Below are 16,792 nucleotides of genomic sequence, written 5' to 3'. Positions count from 1 at the left end.
CGGGAGTTGGCGCTACTGCCTGTTCACCACGACGGCGGTGACGACGCTGGTGACGTTGTCGTAGAAGCCGATGACCTGCTGCCCGAAGGCGAAGGCTTCCTGGACCTCGTCATGCGTGACCTGGTTGGGGTTGGTCAGCGGACGCCAGGCGTTGTCGATGAACAAGTACAGGATCGACGGCTGGCCCGGCAGCGGGGTGACGACGTCCCAGAACTTCGTGGCGATGCCACTGGTGAGGGCCTGGCTGTCGACCGCGCTCGGGAGGATCAGCGGCTGACCCATCTGCTGGATGCCGGCCTGCTGCCCGTGCTGCTGCTGCCCCTGCTGCTGCCCCTGCTGCTGGAACGGCTGCTGGAAGGACTGCTGGTACGGCTGCTGCTGGCCCTGCTGCTGTTGCTGCTGGCCGAGCTGCTGGAGCAGCTGCTGGTACGGCTGCTGCTGGCCGAGCTGGGAGAGCTGCTGCTGGATGTGCGGGGGCAGCTGCTGGCCGAAGCCCTGCTGACCCTGGCCGTAGCCCTGCTGCTGGCCGAAGGCCTGCGGAGGCGAGGTGCTGGGGCCCTGCTGCTGGCCCTGCTGGCCCTGCTGCTGTCCGTAACTCTGCTGACTCATCTGCGGGGTGGTGCTCATGCGGGTGTCACCTTCCCTTTTGATTCGGTGCGTTGACGTTCAGCCGGAGACGACCAGGCCGACAACCTCGTCGTCCGAGAACCAGACACGTACGTCCGGCCGTCCCCCCGCGAAGGCGGTGTGCACCGCCTGGCGGATGTCGGGCGCGGGGTTGTTCAGATTCCGCCAGGCACCGGCCACGAACAGCCTTAGACGCGGCGGAAGTTCATGGGGATACGGCATGAGCTCGTCCCAGTAGCGCTCTGCCTGGCCCGAGCCGATCGCCGAGGGCAGCAGCCGGGTCACGGCCGCCTTGATGTCGGGCCGGTTGCCGATCCGCTGCGACGCGGGCCGTCCCGGGGCGTCCTGCTGAGGGGATCCCGTCGTACGGAGTACGTCACGGGCCCGGTCGGAGGTCATCGGGGCGAGCCCCGAGGCCTTGAGCATGCCCTGCAGCGAGGCCAGGGCGCCGACCACCACCGGCGATGCCGACGAGGTGCCCGAGAAGGTGTCCGTGTACCAGGCGATCTCCTCGGCGCCGCCCTGGAGGTCACCGGGCTGGTCCCAGAAGCCTCCGGTCGTGGTGGTCTCGCGGCCCCAGCCCTGGGCGTCGAGCCGTGCCCCGTAGTTGGAGAACGAGAGCCGGGAGCGGTCGGGGCCGTGGTCGCGGCCGTGGGTGCCGGGCGGGGGAGCGCCCGCGCCGACCAGTACGGCGCCCGAGCCCTGGTTGGAGGGGTTGAAGGGGTTGCGCCAGCCCTCGGGGAACTCGTCGGGCCTGCGCTCGTAGACGGCGTCGTCGAGGCTCTCGGCGCCGTTTCCGCCGGCCTCCACCACGAGGATGCCCTTGGCCGTCGCCCAGCGGATCGCCGCGAAGTCGTCGGGCCACCACTCCAGCGCGATGTAGCCGCGCTGGTCGTCGCGGTCCGCGAAGTCGAACCGCGGTCCTGGACGGTGGAGTTCGATCAGCACGATGTCGCCGGGGGACAGCCGGTCGGCCGCCGCGTGGATGGCCGCCGCAGTGCCGATGCCCTGGAAGGACGCCGCCGCGGTGACCGCCCCGGGGGCGATGCCGGTGATGCCCTTCTCGTCGCGGTCGCCGCCGATGACGCCGAGCACGGCCGTGCCGTGGTTGCGCCAGGCGACGTCCTGGATCGGCGAGCCGATGACGATGCCCGCGAGCTTCTCCGCGAGATCCTCGTGGCCCAGCTGCCAGGCGCCCTCGACGTCGACGACCGTGATGCCCTCGCCGGAGCCGCCCGGACGCTGCCACGCCCAGTAGGCGTCGACGCCTTCGGGTGCGGCGTTCAAGTAGCCCTGCCGGCCGGTGAAGTCGGGGGTCGCGGGCGTGCCCTCCTTGAGGCGCTTGTCGCCCTCGAGCCGCTGCTGCGGCATCGACGCGGGCACGGCTCCGGGCTTGACGTACGCCGTCGCGATCTCGGGGAGAGCCGCGAGCCGGGCGGTCAGTTCCTGGCCGCGGTCGCCCGCGCCCCGTACCCGGTAGAAGAGCGAGAGGTCGGGCATGGTGCCCAGGAGGCCGGGTTCGGCCTGCAGGGGAACGGCCGAGCTCAGCCGCTCCTCGTGGCCGAACAGCGGTTCCAGGGCGAGCTGTTCGTCGCTGAGGAACATGGACAGAGCCGATACGTCCGCCCCCGCCGCCGACCGGATGCCTTCGGCGCCGGCACGCAGCCTCGCCTCGGCCCGGGCAACGACGATCAGTTCCGGCGCGGCTCCTTGATAGGTGAATCCTGTTCCGTGGGGTCCGGGGCCCGCCGTTCCGGGTCCGTCGCCCGGGAGTGCCTGATCGGTCATCGCTTTCGCCGCTCCCTTCGAGTCTGCGTGTCTTCGCGTCTTCGGGTGCTGTGCTCCGCGTGCCTTCGGCGCTCACCCTGCTACGTCGACGGCGGCCCGTCCACCCCCGTGGCGCCAACTTGGTTTGAAAACAAGTTGAATGGGCAACCCGTGCAATCTGTCGCGAAAACGATGTCACGTAGCAATTCGGCCAAACACTGCGGAGGCGACTGCCGTGTGATGGGGTGGAAGGGTCCGTAGAACATTCGTCGGAAGGGCGATCGATGCACCGTTCCTTCGCACGTCGAAGACTTCTCCAGGGGGCTGTGGCCTTAGGAGGAGCGGCACTTCTCACTCCGCTCGGCGCCGCGGCCGAAGCGGCCGGATCAACCGCAACGACCGGAACAGCCGGATCAGCCGGAGGGCGATGGCCCTCCGGCTTTCCTCTGCCCAACGGCTTCCAGCCCGAGGGCATCGCGATCGGCACGCGCCCGTACGCCTACGTCGGCTCGATCGCCCACGGCTCCGTCCACCGGGCGAGCCTGGCCACAGGACGGGGCAGGACCGTCGTCGAGGGGGCGGGCCCCGACCACCCGGTGATCGGGCTCAAACTCGACGAGCAATACGGGAGGCTCTTCCTGTGCGGCGGGGTGAGCCGGGAGATCCGGGTCGCCGACCTGCGCACGGGCCGGGTCGTGAGGTCGTACACCGTCGGCTCGGAAGGGACGATGGTCAACGATGTGGTGCTGACGCCGGGCGCGGCCTGGTTCACCGACTCCTACAAGGCGCAGCTCTACCGGCTGCCGCTCGGACGCCGCGGCGAGCTCGGTGCCGTCACGACGGTCCCGCTGAGCGGCGACTGGGTGCAGGGCGCCGACTTCACGGCCAACGGGATCGCCCGGACGCCGGACGGCAGGGCGCTGATCGTGGCCGACACGGTGGCGGACGGCGGCTCGCTGATGCGGGTGGATCCGCGGACCGGACGGGCGCGCAAGGTCGACATCGGGGCGCTCCAACTGCCGTACGCGGACGGTCTGCTGCTGCTCGGGCGCACGCTCTACGTCGTGCAGCAGCAGCTGAACGCCATCGATGTGGTCGAGCTGAACGAGGCCGGCACACGGGGCAGGGCGGTCACCAGGATCACCGACCCCGCGCACTTCAGGATCCCCACGACGGCGGCGGCCTGGGGCGGCCGGATCTATCTGCCGAACGCTCGCTTCGACGTGGTGCCCACCCCGGACACCGACTACGACGTGGTCTCGGTCCGGAAGGTCTGACGGCGCGGGGGCGGGGAGATCTTCCGCCCCGCCCCCGCGTCAGCCGGTTATTCGTCGGAGGATTCGGGTGCGTCGGGCCCTTCGCCGTCCTCGGGCCGCACTTCGGAATCCGGTCCGGGTTCGGGGCGCTGCGGCTTCGGCGGCCGGGTCCGGCCGCTGGAGGTGTCACGGAGGTACGAGGGCGATTCGCCGTCCGTGGCGTGCGATCCAGGACCCTGGCCGGGACCCCCGTCCCGCCTGCGCAGATACCGCTCGAACTCGCGGGCGATGGCCTCGCCGGACGCCTCGGGGAGCTCCGCGGTGTCCCTGGCCTCCTCCAGCGTCTGTACGTACTCGGCCACTTCGCTGTCCTCGGCGGCCAGTTGGTCCACGCCCAGCTGCCAGGCCCGTGCGTCCTCGGGCAGTTCGCCCAGCGGGATGCGCAGGTCGATCAGGTCCTCCAGGCGGTTGAGGAGGGCGAGCGTCGCCTTCGGGTTCGGCGGCTGCGACACGTAGTGCGGGACCGCGGCCCACAGGCTCACCGCCGGAACGCCCGCGTGCGTGCACGCCTCCTGGAGGATGCCGACGATGCCCGTCGGACCCTCGTACCGCGTCTCCTCCAGATCCATCGTCCGCGCCAGATCCGCGTCGGAGGTGACCCCGCTGACCGGAACCGGCCGGGTGTGCGGGGTGTCGCCGAGCAGCGCGCCCAGGACGACCACCATCTCGACGCCCAGTTCATGGGCGAAGCCGAGGATCTCGTTGCAGAACGAACGCCAGCGCATGGACGGTTCGATGCCGCGGACCAGGACGAGGTCGCGCGGCTTGTCGCCGCCGATCCGGACCACGGAGAGACGCGTCGTTGGCCAGGTGATCTTGCGGACCCCGCCGTCCAGGAAGACGGTGGGCCGGTTGACCTGGAAGTCGTAGTAGTCCTCGGCGTCGAGCGCCGCGAACACCTCGCCCTTCCACTCCCGGTCCAGATGCGCGACCGCGGCGGAGGCGGCGTCGCCGGCGTCGTTCCAGCCCTCGAACGCGGCCACCATGACCGGGTCGATCAGCTCGGGAACTCCCTCGAGCTCGATCACCCAGTGCCTCCTTCTTCCGAAGTTCTTGTGCGTACGCACCAACCTTACGGCTTTCCCGGTGCCCCGCCGCAGCCCTTGCGCGGGGGACTGAACATCCCCAGGTATGGGCAGCAGTGCAGGCAACCTGCCCATATGGAACCGATTCATCCGAGCTGTACCCGGATATTTTCGTCTCCCCCCTGGACGCTGCGGCATGCCCGGCGCTATACATCGGATGACCGCTAAAGGTCCGATGTTCTGCCGCACTTCTCCGCACCATCTGCCATGGGGGCATGCATGAGTCCGACCGTCACGTCGTGCACGGACATCGAGGTGTTCGACATCCGTTTTCCCACCTCGGATCATCTGGACGGCTCGGACGCGATGAATCCCGACCCCGACTACTCCGCCGCGTACGTAGTGCTCCGCACCGACGCGGGCGACGGCATCGAGGGCCACGGCTTCTGCTTCACCATCGGCCGGGGCAACGACGTCACCGCCGCCGCCATCGAGGCGCTCCGCCCGTACGTCGTGGGCAGACCCGTGCCGCGCACGGCAGCCCAGCTCGCCTCGCTCTACTTCGACCTCACGCACGACTCCCAACTGCGCTGGCTCGGCCCCGAGAAGGGCGTGATGCACATGGCGGCGGGCGCCCTCGTCAACGCCGCCTGGGACCTGGCCGCCAAGGCGGCCGGGAAGCCCGTCTGGCAGTTCCTCGCCGACATGACGCCCGAAGAGATCGTCTCGCTCGTCGACTTCCGCTACCTCACCGACGTCCTCACCCCCGACGAGGCCCTCGCCCTCCTCCGCGCCGCCGAACCCGGCCGCGCCGGGCGCGCCGAGCGGCTGCGGGCCAACGGCTACCCGGCGTACACCACGTCGCCCGGCTGGCTCGGCTACGACGACGAGAAGCTGGTCCGCCTCTCCAAGGAGGCCGTCGCCGAGGGCTTCGCGCAGATCAAACTGAAGGTCGGCGCCGATCTCCCCGACGACGTACGGCGGATGAAGCTCGCCCGCGCCGCCGTCGGCCCCGATATCCGTATCGCCGTCGACGCCAACCAGCGCTGGGACGTGCCGGACGCGGTCCGCTGGATGGAGGCGCTCGCCCCGTTCGACCCGCACTGGATCGAGGAGCCGACCAGCCCCGACGACATCCTCGGCCACGCGGCCGTCCGCGCGGGACAGCCCGTCAAGGTCGCCACCGGCGAACACGTCGCCAACCGCGTCGTGTTCAAGCAGCTGCTCCAGGCAGGGGCCGTCGACTTCGTCCAGATCGACGCCGCCCGTGTCGCCGGCGTCAACGAGAACGTCGCGATCCTGCTGCTCGCCGCCAAGTACGGCGTCCCGGTCTGCCCGCACGCGGGCGGCGTCGGCCTGTGCGAACTGGTCCAGCACCTCTCGATGTTCGACTACGTCGCGGTCTCCGGCACCGACGAGGACCGCGTCATCGAGTACGTCGACCACCTCCACGAGCACTTCGTCGACCCCGTCGTCATCGAGGGCGGCCGCTACCGCACCCCCCTCTCGCCGGGCTTCTCCGCCCGGATGCATCCTGAATCGATCACCGCACACCGCTATCCCGACGGGTCCGTATGGCAGGCCCGGCGCACCACCCTGGAGGTCAACTCATGAGTGCAGCACGCGACTTCGAAGGACTCGCGGCCCTGGTCACCGGAGGCGCATCCGGTATCGGAGCGGCCATCGCGACCCAGCTGCTGGCCCGGGGCGCGCGCGTCGCCGTACTCGACCGGGAGACCAAGGGAGCGCCGGACGGCACCCTCGCGCTGACCGCCGACGTCACCGACGACACCGCCGTACGGGAAGCGGTCGACGCCGCCGCCGCCGAGTTCGGCGCGCTGCACACCGTCGTCTCCAACGCGGGGATCGGGGCCATCGGCACCGTCGCCGACAACACCGACGACGAGTGGACGCGCGTCCTCGACATCAACGTCCTCGGCATGGTCCGCACCGCCCGGCACGCGCTGCCCCACCTGAGGGCCGTGGCAGCCGACCGCCCCGGCTGCGTCTCCATCACCCAGACCTGCTCCATCGCGGCGACCGCGGGCCTCCCGCAGCGCGCGCTCTACAGCGCCAGCAAGGGCGCGGTCCTCTCGCTGACCCTCGCCATGGCGGCCGACCACGTCCGCGAGGGAATCCGCGTCAACTGCGTCAACCCCGGCACCGCCGACACCCCCTGGGTCGGCCGCCTCCTGGACCAGGCCGACGACCCGGCGGCCGAGCGAGCCGCGCTCAACGCCCGCCAGCCGTCGGGGCGCCTCGTCTCCGCCGACGAGGTCGCCGCAGCCGTGCTCTATCTCGCCAGCCCCGCGGCAGCAGCCGTGACCGGCACCGCACTCGCAGTCGACGGCGGGATGCAGGGACTTCGCCTGCGCCCCGCCGAGTAACCCAGCAGCTCAACAGCTCACCCTCAGCGCCATCACACTCACCAAGGACGGGACCCCATGAGAGTGCGTAACTCAGCCGCCGCGGCCTGCGTCGTACTGCTGGCCGTGACAGCCCTCGCCGGCTGCAACCGTGACTCCGGCAGCGGAGCGTCGGACAAGAAGGTCGGCATCGACCTTCCGCGCAGCGACAGCGACTTCTGGAACTCCTACCAGCAGTACATCGAGAAGGGCGTCAAGGCGGGCGACGTCAAGGCGCTGCCGCTGACCAACTCGCAGAACGACATAGGCAGGCTGGTCGCCAACGTCCAGACGTTCAGCGACCAGGGCGCCAAGGCCGTCGTGATGGCTCCCCAGGACACCGGGGCGATCGCCTCGACCCTGGAGAACCTCAACAAGAAGAAGGTCCCGGTCGTCAGCGTCGACACCCGCCCCGACAAGGGCAACGTCTACATGGTGGTGCGCGCCGACAACAAGGCGTACGGGACCAACGCCTGCAAGTTCCTCGGCGAGCAGCTGAAGGGCAAGGGCAAGGTCGCCGAGTTCCAGGGCGACCTCTCCTCCATCAACGGCCGCGACCGCTCCGAGGCCTTCAAGTCCTGCATGACCGCCAACTACCCGGGGATCAAGGTCTTCGAGCTGGCCACCGACTGGAAGGGCGACGTCGCCTCCGCCAAGCTCCAGTCGACGCTCGCCGCCAACCCCGACCTCAACGGCATCTACATGCAGGCGGGCGGCGTCTTCCTGCAGCCCACGCTCGCGCTCCTGCAGCAGAAGGGGCTGCTGAAGCCGGCCGGCACCAAGGGCCACATCACGATCATCTCCAACGACGGGATCCCGGAGGAGTTCGACGCCATCAAGTCCGGGAAGATCGACGCCACGATCTCCCAGCCCGCCGACCTCTACGCCAAGTACGCGCTGTACTACGCCAAGGCGGCCCTGGACGGGAGGACGTTCCAGCCCGGCAAGACCGACCACGACTCCACGATCATCAAGCTCCCGAACGGCCTCGAGGACCAGCTCCCCGCGCCGCTCGTGACCAAGGCGAACGTGGACGACCCGAAGCTGTGGGCGAACCAGCTGGGGAAGAACTAGCCATGGCACAAGCCGTACCAGCCGTTCACGCGGCGGTTCATGCACAGGGCATCGTCAAGCGCTTCGGGCCCACCGTCGCGCTCGACGACGTCCACCTCACGGTGCAGCCCGGCGAGTCGCACGCACTCGTCGGGCGCAACGGCGCGGGCAAGTCCACGCTCGTCGGCGTCCTCACCGGACTCCACAAGGCGGACGCGGGCCGGGTCACCTTCGGCGGGGAGCCCGCGCCCGCCTTCGGGGACACGGCGGCCTGGCAGTCCAAGATCGCCTGCGTCTACCAGAAGTCGATGGTCGTCCCCGACCTCACTGTTGCGGAGAACCTCTTCCTCAACCGCTTCGATTCCGGCGGCCGCCTGATCAACTGGAAGTCGCTCCGCCGCCGCGCTGCCGACCTGCTCGCCGAGTACGGAGTCGACGTCGACCCCAACGCACGGGCCAAGGACCTCTCCGTCGAGCAGGTCCAGTTCGTCGAGATCGCCCGCGCCCTCTCCTTCGGCGCGAAGCTGATCGTCCTCGACGAGCCGACCGCCCAGCTCGACGCCCGCGGCATCCAGAGCCTCTTCGCCAAACTGCACGATCTGCAGAGCCAGGGAGTGGCGTTCCTCTTCATCTCCCACCATCTGCAGGAGGTGTACGAACTGTGCACCGCGGTCACCGTCTACCGCGACGCCCGCCATGTCCTGACCGCGCCCGTCGCGGAGCTGAACAAGGCGGACCTCGTGGCGGCGATGACCGGCGAGAAGGCGGCGGGCGCCACGGCCTGGCATGCGGCCTCGCGGAGTGCGGTGGAGGCGGCCGAGCCCGTCCTGCGTACCGAAGCACTCGCCCTGGAGGGGGAGTTCGAGCCCCTGGACATCGAGGTGCGCCCCGGCGAGGTCCTCGGCATCGCGGGGGCCGCGGCCAGCGGCAACACCGCGCTGGGCGAGACCCTGGTCGGGATGCGCAAGGCCACGGCGGGGCGGGTGGCCGTACGCGGCGTCACGGTGAAAACGGGCAGCGTCCCGCACTCGCTGGACGCCGGGATCGGCTACATCCCCGAGGACCGGCACCGCCAGGGCCTCGTCCTGGAACGCAGCGTCGCGGAGAACGCCACACTCACGGTGGCCGACCAGCTCGGGCCGTGGGGGACCGTACTGCCCTCCCGTACAAGGGAGTTCGCGCAGACCATGATCTCCTCGCTCGACATCAAGACGACGGGGCCCGAGCAGAAGGTGTCCGGTCTCTCCGGGGGAAACCAGCAGAAGGTCGTGGTGGCCCGCGCCCTGGCCCGCAAGCCGAGCGCACTGGTGGCGGTACGGCCGACGGCGGGCGTGGACGTGAAGTCCAAGGACTCACTGCTCGGGGTGGTCCGCAAGGTCGCCGACGACGGCAGCGCCGCAGTGATCATCTCGGACGAACTCGATGATCTGCGGGTGTGCGACCGCGTGATCGCCCTCTTCCACGGGCGAGTGGTCGCGGAATACGACAGCGGGTGGACGGACGGGGAACTGGTCGCCGCCATGGAAGGCGTAGGGGAACGGACATGACCGACACGATCGGGCCGCTCGCGGCCAACGAGACCAAGGCGGAGGCCAGTCCGCTGCGCGGCAGGCTGAAACTGATCCGCTGGAGCGACTTCTCGCTCGTGCCGGTGATCCTGGTGCTGATGGTGATCGGCTTCATCGTCTCGCCGGTCTTCCTGACCTCGGACAATCTGATCAGCGTGATCCAGCAGTGCTCCGAGCTGAGCCTGCTGGTGCTCGGCCAGGCGCTGATCCTGATCTGCGGTCGCATGGACCTGTCACTGGAGTCGACCATCGGCATCGCACCGGTCATCGCGATGTGGCTGGTGATGCCCACGGAGGGCGGCCGCTTCACCGGACTCGGCCTGCTTCCGAGCTGGACGGCGATCCCGCTCTGCCTGCTCGCCGGGCTGGCCATCGGCGCGATCAACGGCTTCCTGATGCTGAAGCTGAACGTCAACGGGTTCATCGCCACGCTCGGCATGCTCACCATGCTGCGCGGACTCCAGGTCGGCATCACCGAGGGCAAGTCGATCATCGACGTCCCGGATTCCTTCAGCTACCTCGGAATGACCTCGTGGCTCGGCGCACCGGCCGCCGTCTGGATCTGCCTCGCGCTCTTCGCCGTCGGCGGCGCCGCACTGGCATGGACCCGGTACGGGCGCTCGCTGTACGCGATCGGCGGCAACCCCGAGGCGGCCCGCGCGGCCGGCATCAGGGTGGACCGGATCACCTGGATCGTCCTCGCCATCGGCGGGCTGCTCGCCGCCTTCGCGGGCATCCTCTACACCGGGCACTACGGGTCCATCGCCGCCAACCAGGGCAACGGCTGGATCTTCCAGGTGTTCGCCGCCGCCGTCATCGGCGGAATCAGCCTCAAGGGAGGCCGTGGCACGCTGTTCGGCGCGCTCACCGGCGTCCTCACCCTTCAGCTGGTCCTCAACGTGATGACGCTGGGCGGAGTCCCCGCCCTGTGGAACCAGTTCCTCAACGGCGCCATCATCATCGTCGCCCTGATCGTCTCCCGCTACGCCAGCGGCGAGAAGCAGGACTGACGCGTCTCAGAGCGTCGAGCGCAGCCACTGCTCGACGCTGGCGATGTGCACCGTCGCCCAGGACCGGGCCGCTTCGGCGTCCCGGTCCTTCAGCGCGGTCAGGATCGCCCGGTGCTCGAGCAGCGTGCGGCTGACCGCGTCCTCCTGGGTCAGCCCGCGCCACACCCGCGCCCGGGTCGTCGGCCCCGAGAGCCCGTCCAGCAGCGAGCAGAGCACCGAGTTGCCGGAGCCCTGCACGATGCCCCGGTGGAACTCCAGGTCGCTGGCGACCAGTTCCTCCACCGAGGGCTCCGGGCCCAGCGCGTCCAGTTGCGCGGTCAGCCGGTCCAGCTCGGCCTCGCCGATCTTGGTGGCCGCCATCGCGGTGGCGGCGGGCTCCAGGATCCTGCGTACGGCAAGGAACTCCAGGACCGTGTCGTCCCGGTGGAAGTCCACGACGAAGCTCATCGCCTCGAGCAGCAGCTGCGGGTCGAGGCTGGTGACGTACGTACCGTCGCCCTGGCGCACGTCGAGGATGCGGATCAGCGAGAGCGCGCGTACCGCCTCGCGCAGGGAATTGCGGGAAAGCCCCAGCTCAGCGGCGAGTTCGCTCTCCTTGGGGAGCCGGTCGCCCGGCCGCAGTGCGCCGGAGACGATCATTTCCTTGATCTTCTCGATGGCCTCGTCGGTCACAGCCATGGGGGAACCTCGCCTCATCAGACATCCGATGTATCTGGTGATTATGGCTCCTGAACGGCCCCTCGCGCACGGGGGTCCCTTTATTTCAGGGCTAAGATTTCACCGTACGCACCGTGGGAGCTGCGACAGGGAGGCTGCAGGGTATGACGGGGAAGAGGACGGCCGGGCGGCAGGACGCCGTCGCGTCGATCATCGAGGACTGGGCGAGGGAACGTCCCGAACTGGACACCGCGCCCCTGGAGGTCCTCGCCCGGCTGCACCGCACCTTCCTCAGGTACAGCACCCGGCTCACCAATGCGGTCGACGCGCACGGGCTTTCGGTGGCCGGTTTCGACGTGCTCACCGCCCTGCGCAGGGCGGGAGCCCCGTACCGGCTCACCGCCGGGCAGCTCGCCGACTCGGGTCTCGTCTCCTCCGCCGGGGTGACCCTGCGCATCGACCGGCTGGAGAAGGACGGCCTGATCGTCCGTGAACGGGACGCGGAGGACAGGCGGGTGGTGTACTCGCGGCTCACGGACGCCGGGCTCGCGAAAGTGGACGAGGTGTTCGCCGAGCACCTCGACAACGAACGCCGGATGCTCGGCGGGCTCACCCCGGCCGAATGCCGTCAGCTCGGGCGACTGCTGTCCAAGCTGGAACTGTCCATCACAGATTCCGACTGACCGCCTGACCCTGCGCCTGCGCCTCGGCCTCCGCGCGGTAGAGGCGGCGCAGCCTGACCACTCCGAGGTCGTGCTGGTAGAGGTTCTCGTGCTGGTCCGCGTCCGCGGGCATGGCCTCCAGCATCACCCGGTCCTGTTCGAGGACCTCCCAGTGGCGCTTCTCGATGAGGGTCTTGTAGAGGAAGCGCCAGCTGTCGCGCTCCCAGCCCTGGACATCGCGGTAGCGCCAGAAGAAGACCCCGGTGCGGTTCTCGTCCACCGGGCAGACCATGCCGACGATCCCGAAGGGGCCGCCCGGGCCCGCCGACGCCGGATACGGGATGGACAGGTCGACCCAGTCGACGCCCGTCCTGCACAGCTCCACCCAGTCGAAGTTGACGCCCCGCTGGTCGGTCTTCTCGAAGAAGTAGCCGCGGTCCGTCTCGCGGATACGGAACTTGGCGGTGGTGTCGCCGTCGAACATGGTGTGCGACTCATGGTGCAGGAACGATCCGTGCATCGGGTCGAGCAGGTTCTCCACCGCGTAGCGCCAGCCGCCCTCCCACTCGGCGTAGCAGAGGATCGCGTCGATGCCGGGGTCGGTGAGCGGCTCGGGAAGGGTCAGTTCGGCCGGCTCCGGGTGCTGTTCGTCACCGAAGTACGCGAGGACCGCCCCCGCCACCTCGCGGACGGGCAGGCTCCGCACCAGCTTCTTGCCCTCCAGGTTGCAGCCGGGCAGTCCGGGCACGGACGAGACGGTGCCGTCCGTCTCGACCTCCACGCCGTGGTACCAGCAGGCCACCCGGTCCCCGAGGTGCTTGCCCAGCGAGAGCGGTGCTCCGCGATGCGGGCAGCGATCCGCGAGCATGCTGAGGGTGGAGTCCGAGCGGCGGAACAGCAGCCACTGCTCGCCCAGGACGGTGACCTTGCGCATGGCGCCCGGTGCGACGAAGTGCGACGGCACGACCGGGTGCCACTGGTTGCGCAGGCCGGTCGCGTAGATGTGGTCGGCGGTCGGAGTGGTGGTCATGTCACGCTCCCAGTCGGTGGATCTCGGCGCGGAAGGACTCCTCGGTCCACGGCCCCCCGTCGGGGGCATGGACCTGGCGGGCGTTGAGTCCCCGTACGACGTCGGCCAGCTCGTGGCCGTCCTTGGTGAAGACCTCTTCGAGCGTCGCGGCGAGCTTGAACTCGTACGGCGTGGGCTCGTGCGTACGGGACTGATGTACGTCGAGGTAGGGCCAGTCGGTGGTGGTCACGGTGCCTCCGGGAAAGGGTTCGCAGGTGTCAGAGGTCGAGGACGAGGCGGGCGGAGGCACAGCGCGACACGCAGATCATCATCGTGGCGTCCGAGGCGTGTTCCGCCGCGCTCAGTACGAAGTCGCGGTGGTCGGGGGAGCCTTCGAGCACCCGCGTCTCGCAGGTGCCGCAGATCCCGTCCCGGCAGGAGCTGCCGACATCGAGCCCCGCCGCCTCGGCCGCCTCCAGGACGGAGGTGCCGGCGTCGACGGTGAGGGTGATGCCGGAGGTCCGGCACTCGACCTCGAAGGCCGAGTCGTCACCGGTGTGCTCGACGGCGGGGGCCGCGAAGCGCTCCACGCGCAGCCGGTCCGCCGGGCAGAGGGCCTCCACGGCGGCGAGCAGCGGCTCGGGTCCGCAGCAGTAGACCAGGGTGTCGGGCGCGACGTCCGCCAGAGCCGTCGCCAGGTCGATGTGCCCCAGCTCGTCCTGCGGGTGGAACACCACGTCCCCGCCGGTCAGTTCGGCCAGTTCCGTGCCGAACGCCATGGACGCGCGGGTCCTGCCCCCGTGCACGAGGGTGTAGGGGACGGAGCGCCGGGCCGCCTCGCGCGCCATGGCCAGGATCGGAGTGATCCCGATCCCGCCGGCGATGAAGACGTACCGGGCCGCGCCGGTCAGCGCGAAATGGTTGCGCGGGCCCACAGCCGTCACCCGCTGTCCGGGCCTCAGCTGCGTGTGCACGTACCGTGAACCGCCGCGCGACGAAGGCTCGTTGAGCACGCCGATCCGGTACGCGGACAGATCGTGCGGGTCGCCGCAGAGCGAGTACTGCCGGGTCTGCGCACCGACCTCCAGATCGAGATGGGCGCCGGGCTCCCACGCGGGCAGCGGTTTGCCGTCCGGGTGGACGAGCTCCAGGGAGAGGACCCCTTCGGCCTCCCAGGTCATCCGGCGTACGAGCAGTTCGAGCCGGGGCTCGTGGGGTGCGTCCATGGTGGCCTCCCTACGCGGTGGGGATCGTGACGGGCGGGGTGAACGGGGTCTTCATCGGGCCGAGTTCGGCCAGATCGACCTCGACGAGCACGGGTCCGCGCGAGGCGATCGCGTGCTCCATGACGGGCTGCGCGTGCTCCGGCGCCGCGATGCGGGCGTACGGGAGCCCGCAGGCGCGTGCCAGCAGCTCGAAGTCGGGGGTGGCGAGATCGACGCCCGAGCGGCGCTCGCTGTAGCGGTCCTGCATGTTGCGGAGCACCCCGTAGCCGCCGTCGTTGAAGACGACCAGAGTGAGTGCGGGCCGCTCCTGGGCGAGGGTGAGGAGTTCCCCGAGATGGACGGCGAGGCCGCCGTCGCCCGCCATCACGACGGTGGGGGAGTCCGGGCGGGCGAGCGCGGCCCCGATGCCCATGCCCAGGCCCTGCCCGATGCCGCCGCCGCGCGGGAAGACATTGTCCCGGGGGTCGTACATCTCCAGGAGCCTGTTGCCCCAGCTGCTCGACGCGATGGTGACATCGCGGGCGACGACCGCCTCGCGGGGGAGCGCGGCGCGGATCGCGTCGCAGACCGCCGCCTGGGGGCCGATGGACTCGTGGAGGGCGGTACGCACTTCTTCGCGTACGGCGGCGATCCGCTCTCCCCAGCCCGTCTCGGCCGGGCGGCCGTGCGGCAGCAGGCGCTCCAGCGCGTCGGCGGCGTGAGCGTGCAGTGTGTGGCGCGCGGGGTAGGTGCGGCCGAGCGCGTCCGCGTCGATGTCGATCTGGATGTGCGCTTCGGGCAGCTTCAGCGCGTAGTCGGCGGTCTCGTTGGAGCGGAAGTGCGTGCCGACGGTCAGCAGGACGTCCGCGTCGGCGAGCAGAGCGCGTACGGCGGGCGTGGTGGCGAAGTTGCCGATGACCCGGGGGTGGTCCTCCGGCACCGCGCCGCGCCCCGAGTTGGACGTCAGCAGGCCCGCACCGGTCGCCTCGACGAGGGCCGCCAGCTGTTCGGGCGCGCGGGTGGCGCCGCCGCCCGCCCAGATCAGCGGGCGCCGTGCGGAGGCCAACAGCTCGGCGGCGCGGGCGAGTTCGGCGTCATCGGGCGCCGGGCGCGGCAGGACCGGCGCCTCGGCGACCTCGTCGGTCTGTGCCGCGTACTGCAGGTCGACCGGCCACTCCACGCTTCCCGGGCCGCCCGGGTCGGAGAGGGCGGCGCGTGCGGCCTCCCGCAGGATGCGGCCCGCGTCCTCGGTGGACGTCACGGTCTCCGCGTACGCGGAAACCGCCCGCAACATGCCCAGCTGGTCCTTGGTCTCATGGATGAAACCGCGCCCGCTGCCCAGGAACGCGCTGTCGATCTGCCCGGTGACGTGCAGGACGGCGCTGCCCGCACTGAGCGACTCGATGAGCGAGCCCGCCGCGTTGCCCGCGCCCGTACCCGTCGAGGTCAGCGCGCAGCCGATGGAGCCGCGCGCCCGGCCGTAGGCGTCGGCGGCGCTGACGGCGCTCGCCTCGTGGCGTACGGGAACGAAGCGCAACTCCCGGTCGACGGCCTCGACCAGCGGCAGATTGTGCACGCTGACGATGCCGAAGACGGTGTCGATGCCGAGTTCGCGCAGGACGGCGACGAGGAGATCGCCTCCGGTGGTGTGGTGCATGGTGGTCTCCTCGGAGAGCTTCGGGGGGTTCAGAGGATGGAGCGGCCGACGCCGCCGCAGACGTCGATGCCGGTGCCGGTGATGTACGAGGCGCGGGGGGAGAGCAGGGAGACCACCGCGAAGGCGACCTCCTCGGCCCGGCCGAGCCTGCCGAGCGCGATGCCGCGGTCGGCCGCGAGCTCCGCCTGCCACCGCTCGTAGTCGAGGCCGCTGCCGGATGCGGCGTAGCGGCGCGTCCACTGGCCGGTGTCGACGAGTCCCAGGCAGACCGAGTTGACGCGGATGCCGTCCGGGGCGAGCTCCTGGGACAGGGACTTGGAGAGATTGAGAATCCCGGCGCGGGCCGCGCTGGTGGTCATGAGCCGGCGCTCGGGCTGCTTGGCGAGCACGGCGTTGATGTTCACGACCGAGGCCACGGGAGAGGCGCGCAGCAGGTCGAGTGCCGCGTGCAGCGGGTTGAGTACGCCGGCGAACTTCAGCTCCAGCTCGTCGCGCCAGTCCTCGGCCGTCGTCTCGGCGAAGGGCTTGATCCGGGACTGGCCCGCGTTGTTCACCAGACCGTCGAGGCCGCCGAAGTGCTCGGCGGTGCGGACGGTGAACTCCCGTACCGCATCGGCGTCCCGTACGTCGCAGACGCCGGTCAGCAGCCGGTCGCTGCCCGCGCCCAGATCGGCGGCCGCCCGCGCGAGACGGTCCGCGTCGCGGCCGCAGGCGGCCACTCGTGCGCCCTCTTCGAGGAGGGCGCGGACCGTGGCCAGGCCGACGCCCGAGCTGCCGCCGGTGACCAGTACGGTGCGGTCGGCGAGGCCCAGATCCATAACAGGTGTCTCC

The 16,792-nt window shown here is 70.3% G+C and carries 16 protein-coding genes; 7 read left to right on the top strand and 9 right to left on the bottom strand.

Features of this window, described 5'->3' with window-relative positions; translation table 11 throughout:
- Nucleotides 1–12: 12 nt before the first annotated feature.
- Nucleotides 13–627, bottom strand: coding sequence for a hypothetical protein (locus OG707_RS05145; protein WP_329114806.1), 615 nt, complete (start codon nucleotides 625–627; stop codon nucleotides 13–15).
- Between the two features lie 39 nt (nucleotides 628–666).
- The gene (locus OG707_RS05140) at nucleotides 667–2,415 is read right to left on the bottom strand and encodes a S8 family peptidase (protein ID WP_329114804.1); all 1,749 of its coding nucleotides are present in this window, start codon (nucleotides 2,413–2,415) and stop codon (nucleotides 667–669) included.
- A gap of 263 nt (nucleotides 2,416–2,678) precedes the next feature.
- On the opposite strand from OG707_RS05140, the gene OG707_RS05135 reads away from it, so the two are divergent.
- Nucleotides 2,679–3,671, top strand: coding sequence for an SMP-30/gluconolactonase/LRE family protein (locus tag OG707_RS05135; RefSeq protein WP_443071265.1), 993 nt, complete (start codon nucleotides 2,679–2,681; stop codon nucleotides 3,669–3,671).
- 47 nt (nucleotides 3,672–3,718) lie between these two features.
- On the opposite strand, the gene OG707_RS05130 is transcribed toward OG707_RS05135, so the two are convergent.
- Nucleotides 3,719–4,738 (bottom strand): PAC2 family protein, encoded by a 1,020-nt coding sequence (locus tag OG707_RS05130; RefSeq protein ID WP_329114800.1) that lies wholly within the window; start codon nucleotides 4,736–4,738, stop codon nucleotides 3,719–3,721.
- Between the two features lie 276 nt (nucleotides 4,739–5,014).
- Here OG707_RS05130 and OG707_RS05125 point away from each other — a divergent pair, with 276 nt between their 5' ends.
- Genes OG707_RS05125 through OG707_RS05105 form a run of 5 tightly spaced genes read left to right on the top strand, consistent with a single transcriptional unit; the run spans nucleotide 5,015 to nucleotide 10,771 of the window.
- Nucleotides 5,015–6,349 (top strand): enolase C-terminal domain-like protein, encoded by a 1,335-nt coding sequence (locus OG707_RS05125; RefSeq protein WP_329114798.1) that lies wholly within the window; start codon nucleotides 5,015–5,017, stop codon nucleotides 6,347–6,349.
- Nucleotides 6,346–7,122 (top strand): SDR family NAD(P)-dependent oxidoreductase, encoded by a 777-nt coding sequence (locus tag OG707_RS05120; RefSeq protein WP_329114796.1) that lies wholly within the window; start codon nucleotides 6,346–6,348, stop codon nucleotides 7,120–7,122. Before OG707_RS05125 ends, OG707_RS05120 begins: the two co-directional genes overlap by 4 nt.
- A gap of 57 nt (nucleotides 7,123–7,179) precedes the next feature.
- Entirely contained in the window at nucleotides 7,180–8,214 is a 1,035-nt protein-coding gene (locus tag OG707_RS05115; protein ID WP_329114794.1) for a sugar ABC transporter substrate-binding protein, read from the top strand.
- Nucleotides 8,215–8,216: 2 nt separating this feature from the next.
- On the top strand, nucleotides 8,217–9,740 hold the full coding sequence (locus OG707_RS05110) for a sugar ABC transporter ATP-binding protein (RefSeq protein ID WP_329114792.1): 1,524 nt from the start codon (nucleotides 8,217–8,219) through the stop codon (nucleotides 9,738–9,740).
- Entirely contained in the window at nucleotides 9,737–10,771 is a 1,035-nt protein-coding gene (locus tag OG707_RS05105; RefSeq protein ID WP_329114790.1) for an ABC transporter permease, read from the top strand. Before OG707_RS05110 ends, OG707_RS05105 begins: the two co-directional genes overlap by 4 nt.
- A 6-nt stretch (nucleotides 10,772–10,777) precedes the next feature.
- Here OG707_RS05105 and OG707_RS05100 read toward each other — a convergent pair whose 3' ends face one another.
- Nucleotides 10,778–11,449 carry a FadR/GntR family transcriptional regulator gene (locus OG707_RS05100; RefSeq protein ID WP_329114787.1) on the bottom strand — a complete coding sequence of 224 codons (672 nt, stop codon included), beginning with the start codon at nucleotides 11,447–11,449 and terminating at the stop codon, nucleotides 10,778–10,780.
- A gap of 143 nt (nucleotides 11,450–11,592) precedes the next feature.
- On the opposite strand from OG707_RS05100, the gene OG707_RS05095 reads away from it, so the two are divergent.
- Nucleotides 11,593–12,111, top strand: a complete 519-nt coding sequence (locus OG707_RS05095) for a MarR family winged helix-turn-helix transcriptional regulator (protein WP_329114785.1) — start codon at nucleotides 11,593–11,595, stop codon at nucleotides 12,109–12,111.
- Here OG707_RS05095 and OG707_RS05090 read toward each other — a convergent pair.
- From OG707_RS05090 to OG707_RS05070, 5 genes are read right to left on the bottom strand one after another with little or no spacing between them, the layout of a single operon-like run.
- Complete coding sequence (locus OG707_RS05090; RefSeq protein WP_329114783.1) at nucleotides 12,095–13,120, bottom strand: aromatic ring-hydroxylating dioxygenase subunit alpha; 1,026 nt, start codon at nucleotides 13,118–13,120, stop codon at nucleotides 12,095–12,097. The genes OG707_RS05095 and OG707_RS05090 overlap by 17 nt on opposite strands.
- Before the next feature lies 1 nt (nucleotide 13,121).
- Nucleotides 13,122–13,349: a recombinase-like helix-turn-helix domain-containing protein gene (locus OG707_RS05085; RefSeq protein ID WP_329114781.1), complete on the bottom strand. Its 228-nt coding sequence runs from the start codon at nucleotides 13,347–13,349 to the stop codon at nucleotides 13,122–13,124.
- Between the two features lie 28 nt (nucleotides 13,350–13,377).
- Complete coding sequence (locus OG707_RS05080) at nucleotides 13,378–14,325, bottom strand: PDR/VanB family oxidoreductase (protein WP_329114779.1); 948 nt, start codon at nucleotides 14,323–14,325, stop codon at nucleotides 13,378–13,380.
- A gap of 10 nt (nucleotides 14,326–14,335) precedes the next feature.
- The gene (locus OG707_RS05075) at nucleotides 14,336–15,961 is read right to left on the bottom strand and encodes a thiamine pyrophosphate-binding protein (protein WP_329114777.1); all 1,626 of its coding nucleotides are present in this window, start codon (nucleotides 15,959–15,961) and stop codon (nucleotides 14,336–14,338) included.
- A gap of 29 nt (nucleotides 15,962–15,990) precedes the next feature.
- A complete protein-coding gene (locus OG707_RS05070) occupies nucleotides 15,991–16,779 on the bottom strand; it encodes an SDR family oxidoreductase (RefSeq protein ID WP_329114775.1) in 789 nt (262 codons plus the stop codon).
- Nucleotides 16,780–16,792: the final 13 nt, after the last annotated feature.

The organism is Streptomyces sp. NBC_01465 (genome assembly GCF_036227325.1).
Taxonomy (GTDB): domain Bacteria; phylum Actinomycetota; class Actinomycetes; order Streptomycetales; family Streptomycetaceae; genus Streptomyces.
Note: the sequence above shows the minus strand (reverse complement) of the source record. Positions and strands in the feature narration are given on the sequence as shown.

What these genes read in the sequence shown, in the direction of transcription:
- OG707_RS05110 (WP_329114792.1), top strand. Translation starts at nt 8,217, where the DNA reads ATGGCACAAGCCGTACCAGCCGTTCACGCGGCGGTTCATGCACAGGGC.
- OG707_RS05070 (WP_329114775.1), bottom strand. Translation starts at nt 16,779, where the DNA reads ATGGATCTGGGCCTCGCCGACCGCACCGTACTGGTCACCGGCGGCAGC.
- OG707_RS05120 (WP_329114796.1), top strand. Translation starts at nt 6,346, where the DNA reads ATGAGTGCAGCACGCGACTTCGAAGGACTCGCGGCCCTGGTCACCGGA.
- OG707_RS05100 (WP_329114787.1), bottom strand. Translation starts at nt 11,449, where the DNA reads ATGGCTGTGACCGACGAGGCCATCGAGAAGATCAAGGAAATGATCGTC.
- OG707_RS05140 (WP_329114804.1), bottom strand. Translation starts at nt 2,415, where the DNA reads ATGACCGATCAGGCACTCCCGGGCGACGGACCCGGAACGGCGGGCCCC.
- OG707_RS05080 (WP_329114779.1), bottom strand. Translation starts at nt 14,325, where the DNA reads ATGGACGCACCCCACGAGCCCCGGCTCGAACTGCTCGTACGCCGGATG.
- OG707_RS05125 (WP_329114798.1), top strand. Translation starts at nt 5,015, where the DNA reads ATGAGTCCGACCGTCACGTCGTGCACGGACATCGAGGTGTTCGACATC.
- OG707_RS05145 (WP_329114806.1), bottom strand. Translation starts at nt 627, where the DNA reads ATGAGCACCACCCCGCAGATGAGTCAGCAGAGTTACGGACAGCAGCAG.
- OG707_RS05090 (WP_329114783.1), bottom strand. Translation starts at nt 13,120, where the DNA reads ATGACCACCACTCCGACCGCCGACCACATCTACGCGACCGGCCTGCGC.
- OG707_RS05105 (WP_329114790.1), top strand. Translation starts at nt 9,737, where the DNA reads ATGACCGACACGATCGGGCCGCTCGCGGCCAACGAGACCAAGGCGGAG.
- OG707_RS05115 (WP_329114794.1), top strand. Translation starts at nt 7,180, where the DNA reads ATGAGAGTGCGTAACTCAGCCGCCGCGGCCTGCGTCGTACTGCTGGCC.
- OG707_RS05075 (WP_329114777.1), bottom strand. Translation starts at nt 15,961, where the DNA reads ATGCACCACACCACCGGAGGCGATCTCCTCGTCGCCGTCCTGCGCGAA.
- OG707_RS05095 (WP_329114785.1), top strand. Translation starts at nt 11,593, where the DNA reads ATGACGGGGAAGAGGACGGCCGGGCGGCAGGACGCCGTCGCGTCGATC.
- OG707_RS05135 (WP_443071265.1), top strand. Translation starts at nt 2,679, where the DNA reads ATGCACCGTTCCTTCGCACGTCGAAGACTTCTCCAGGGGGCTGTGGCC.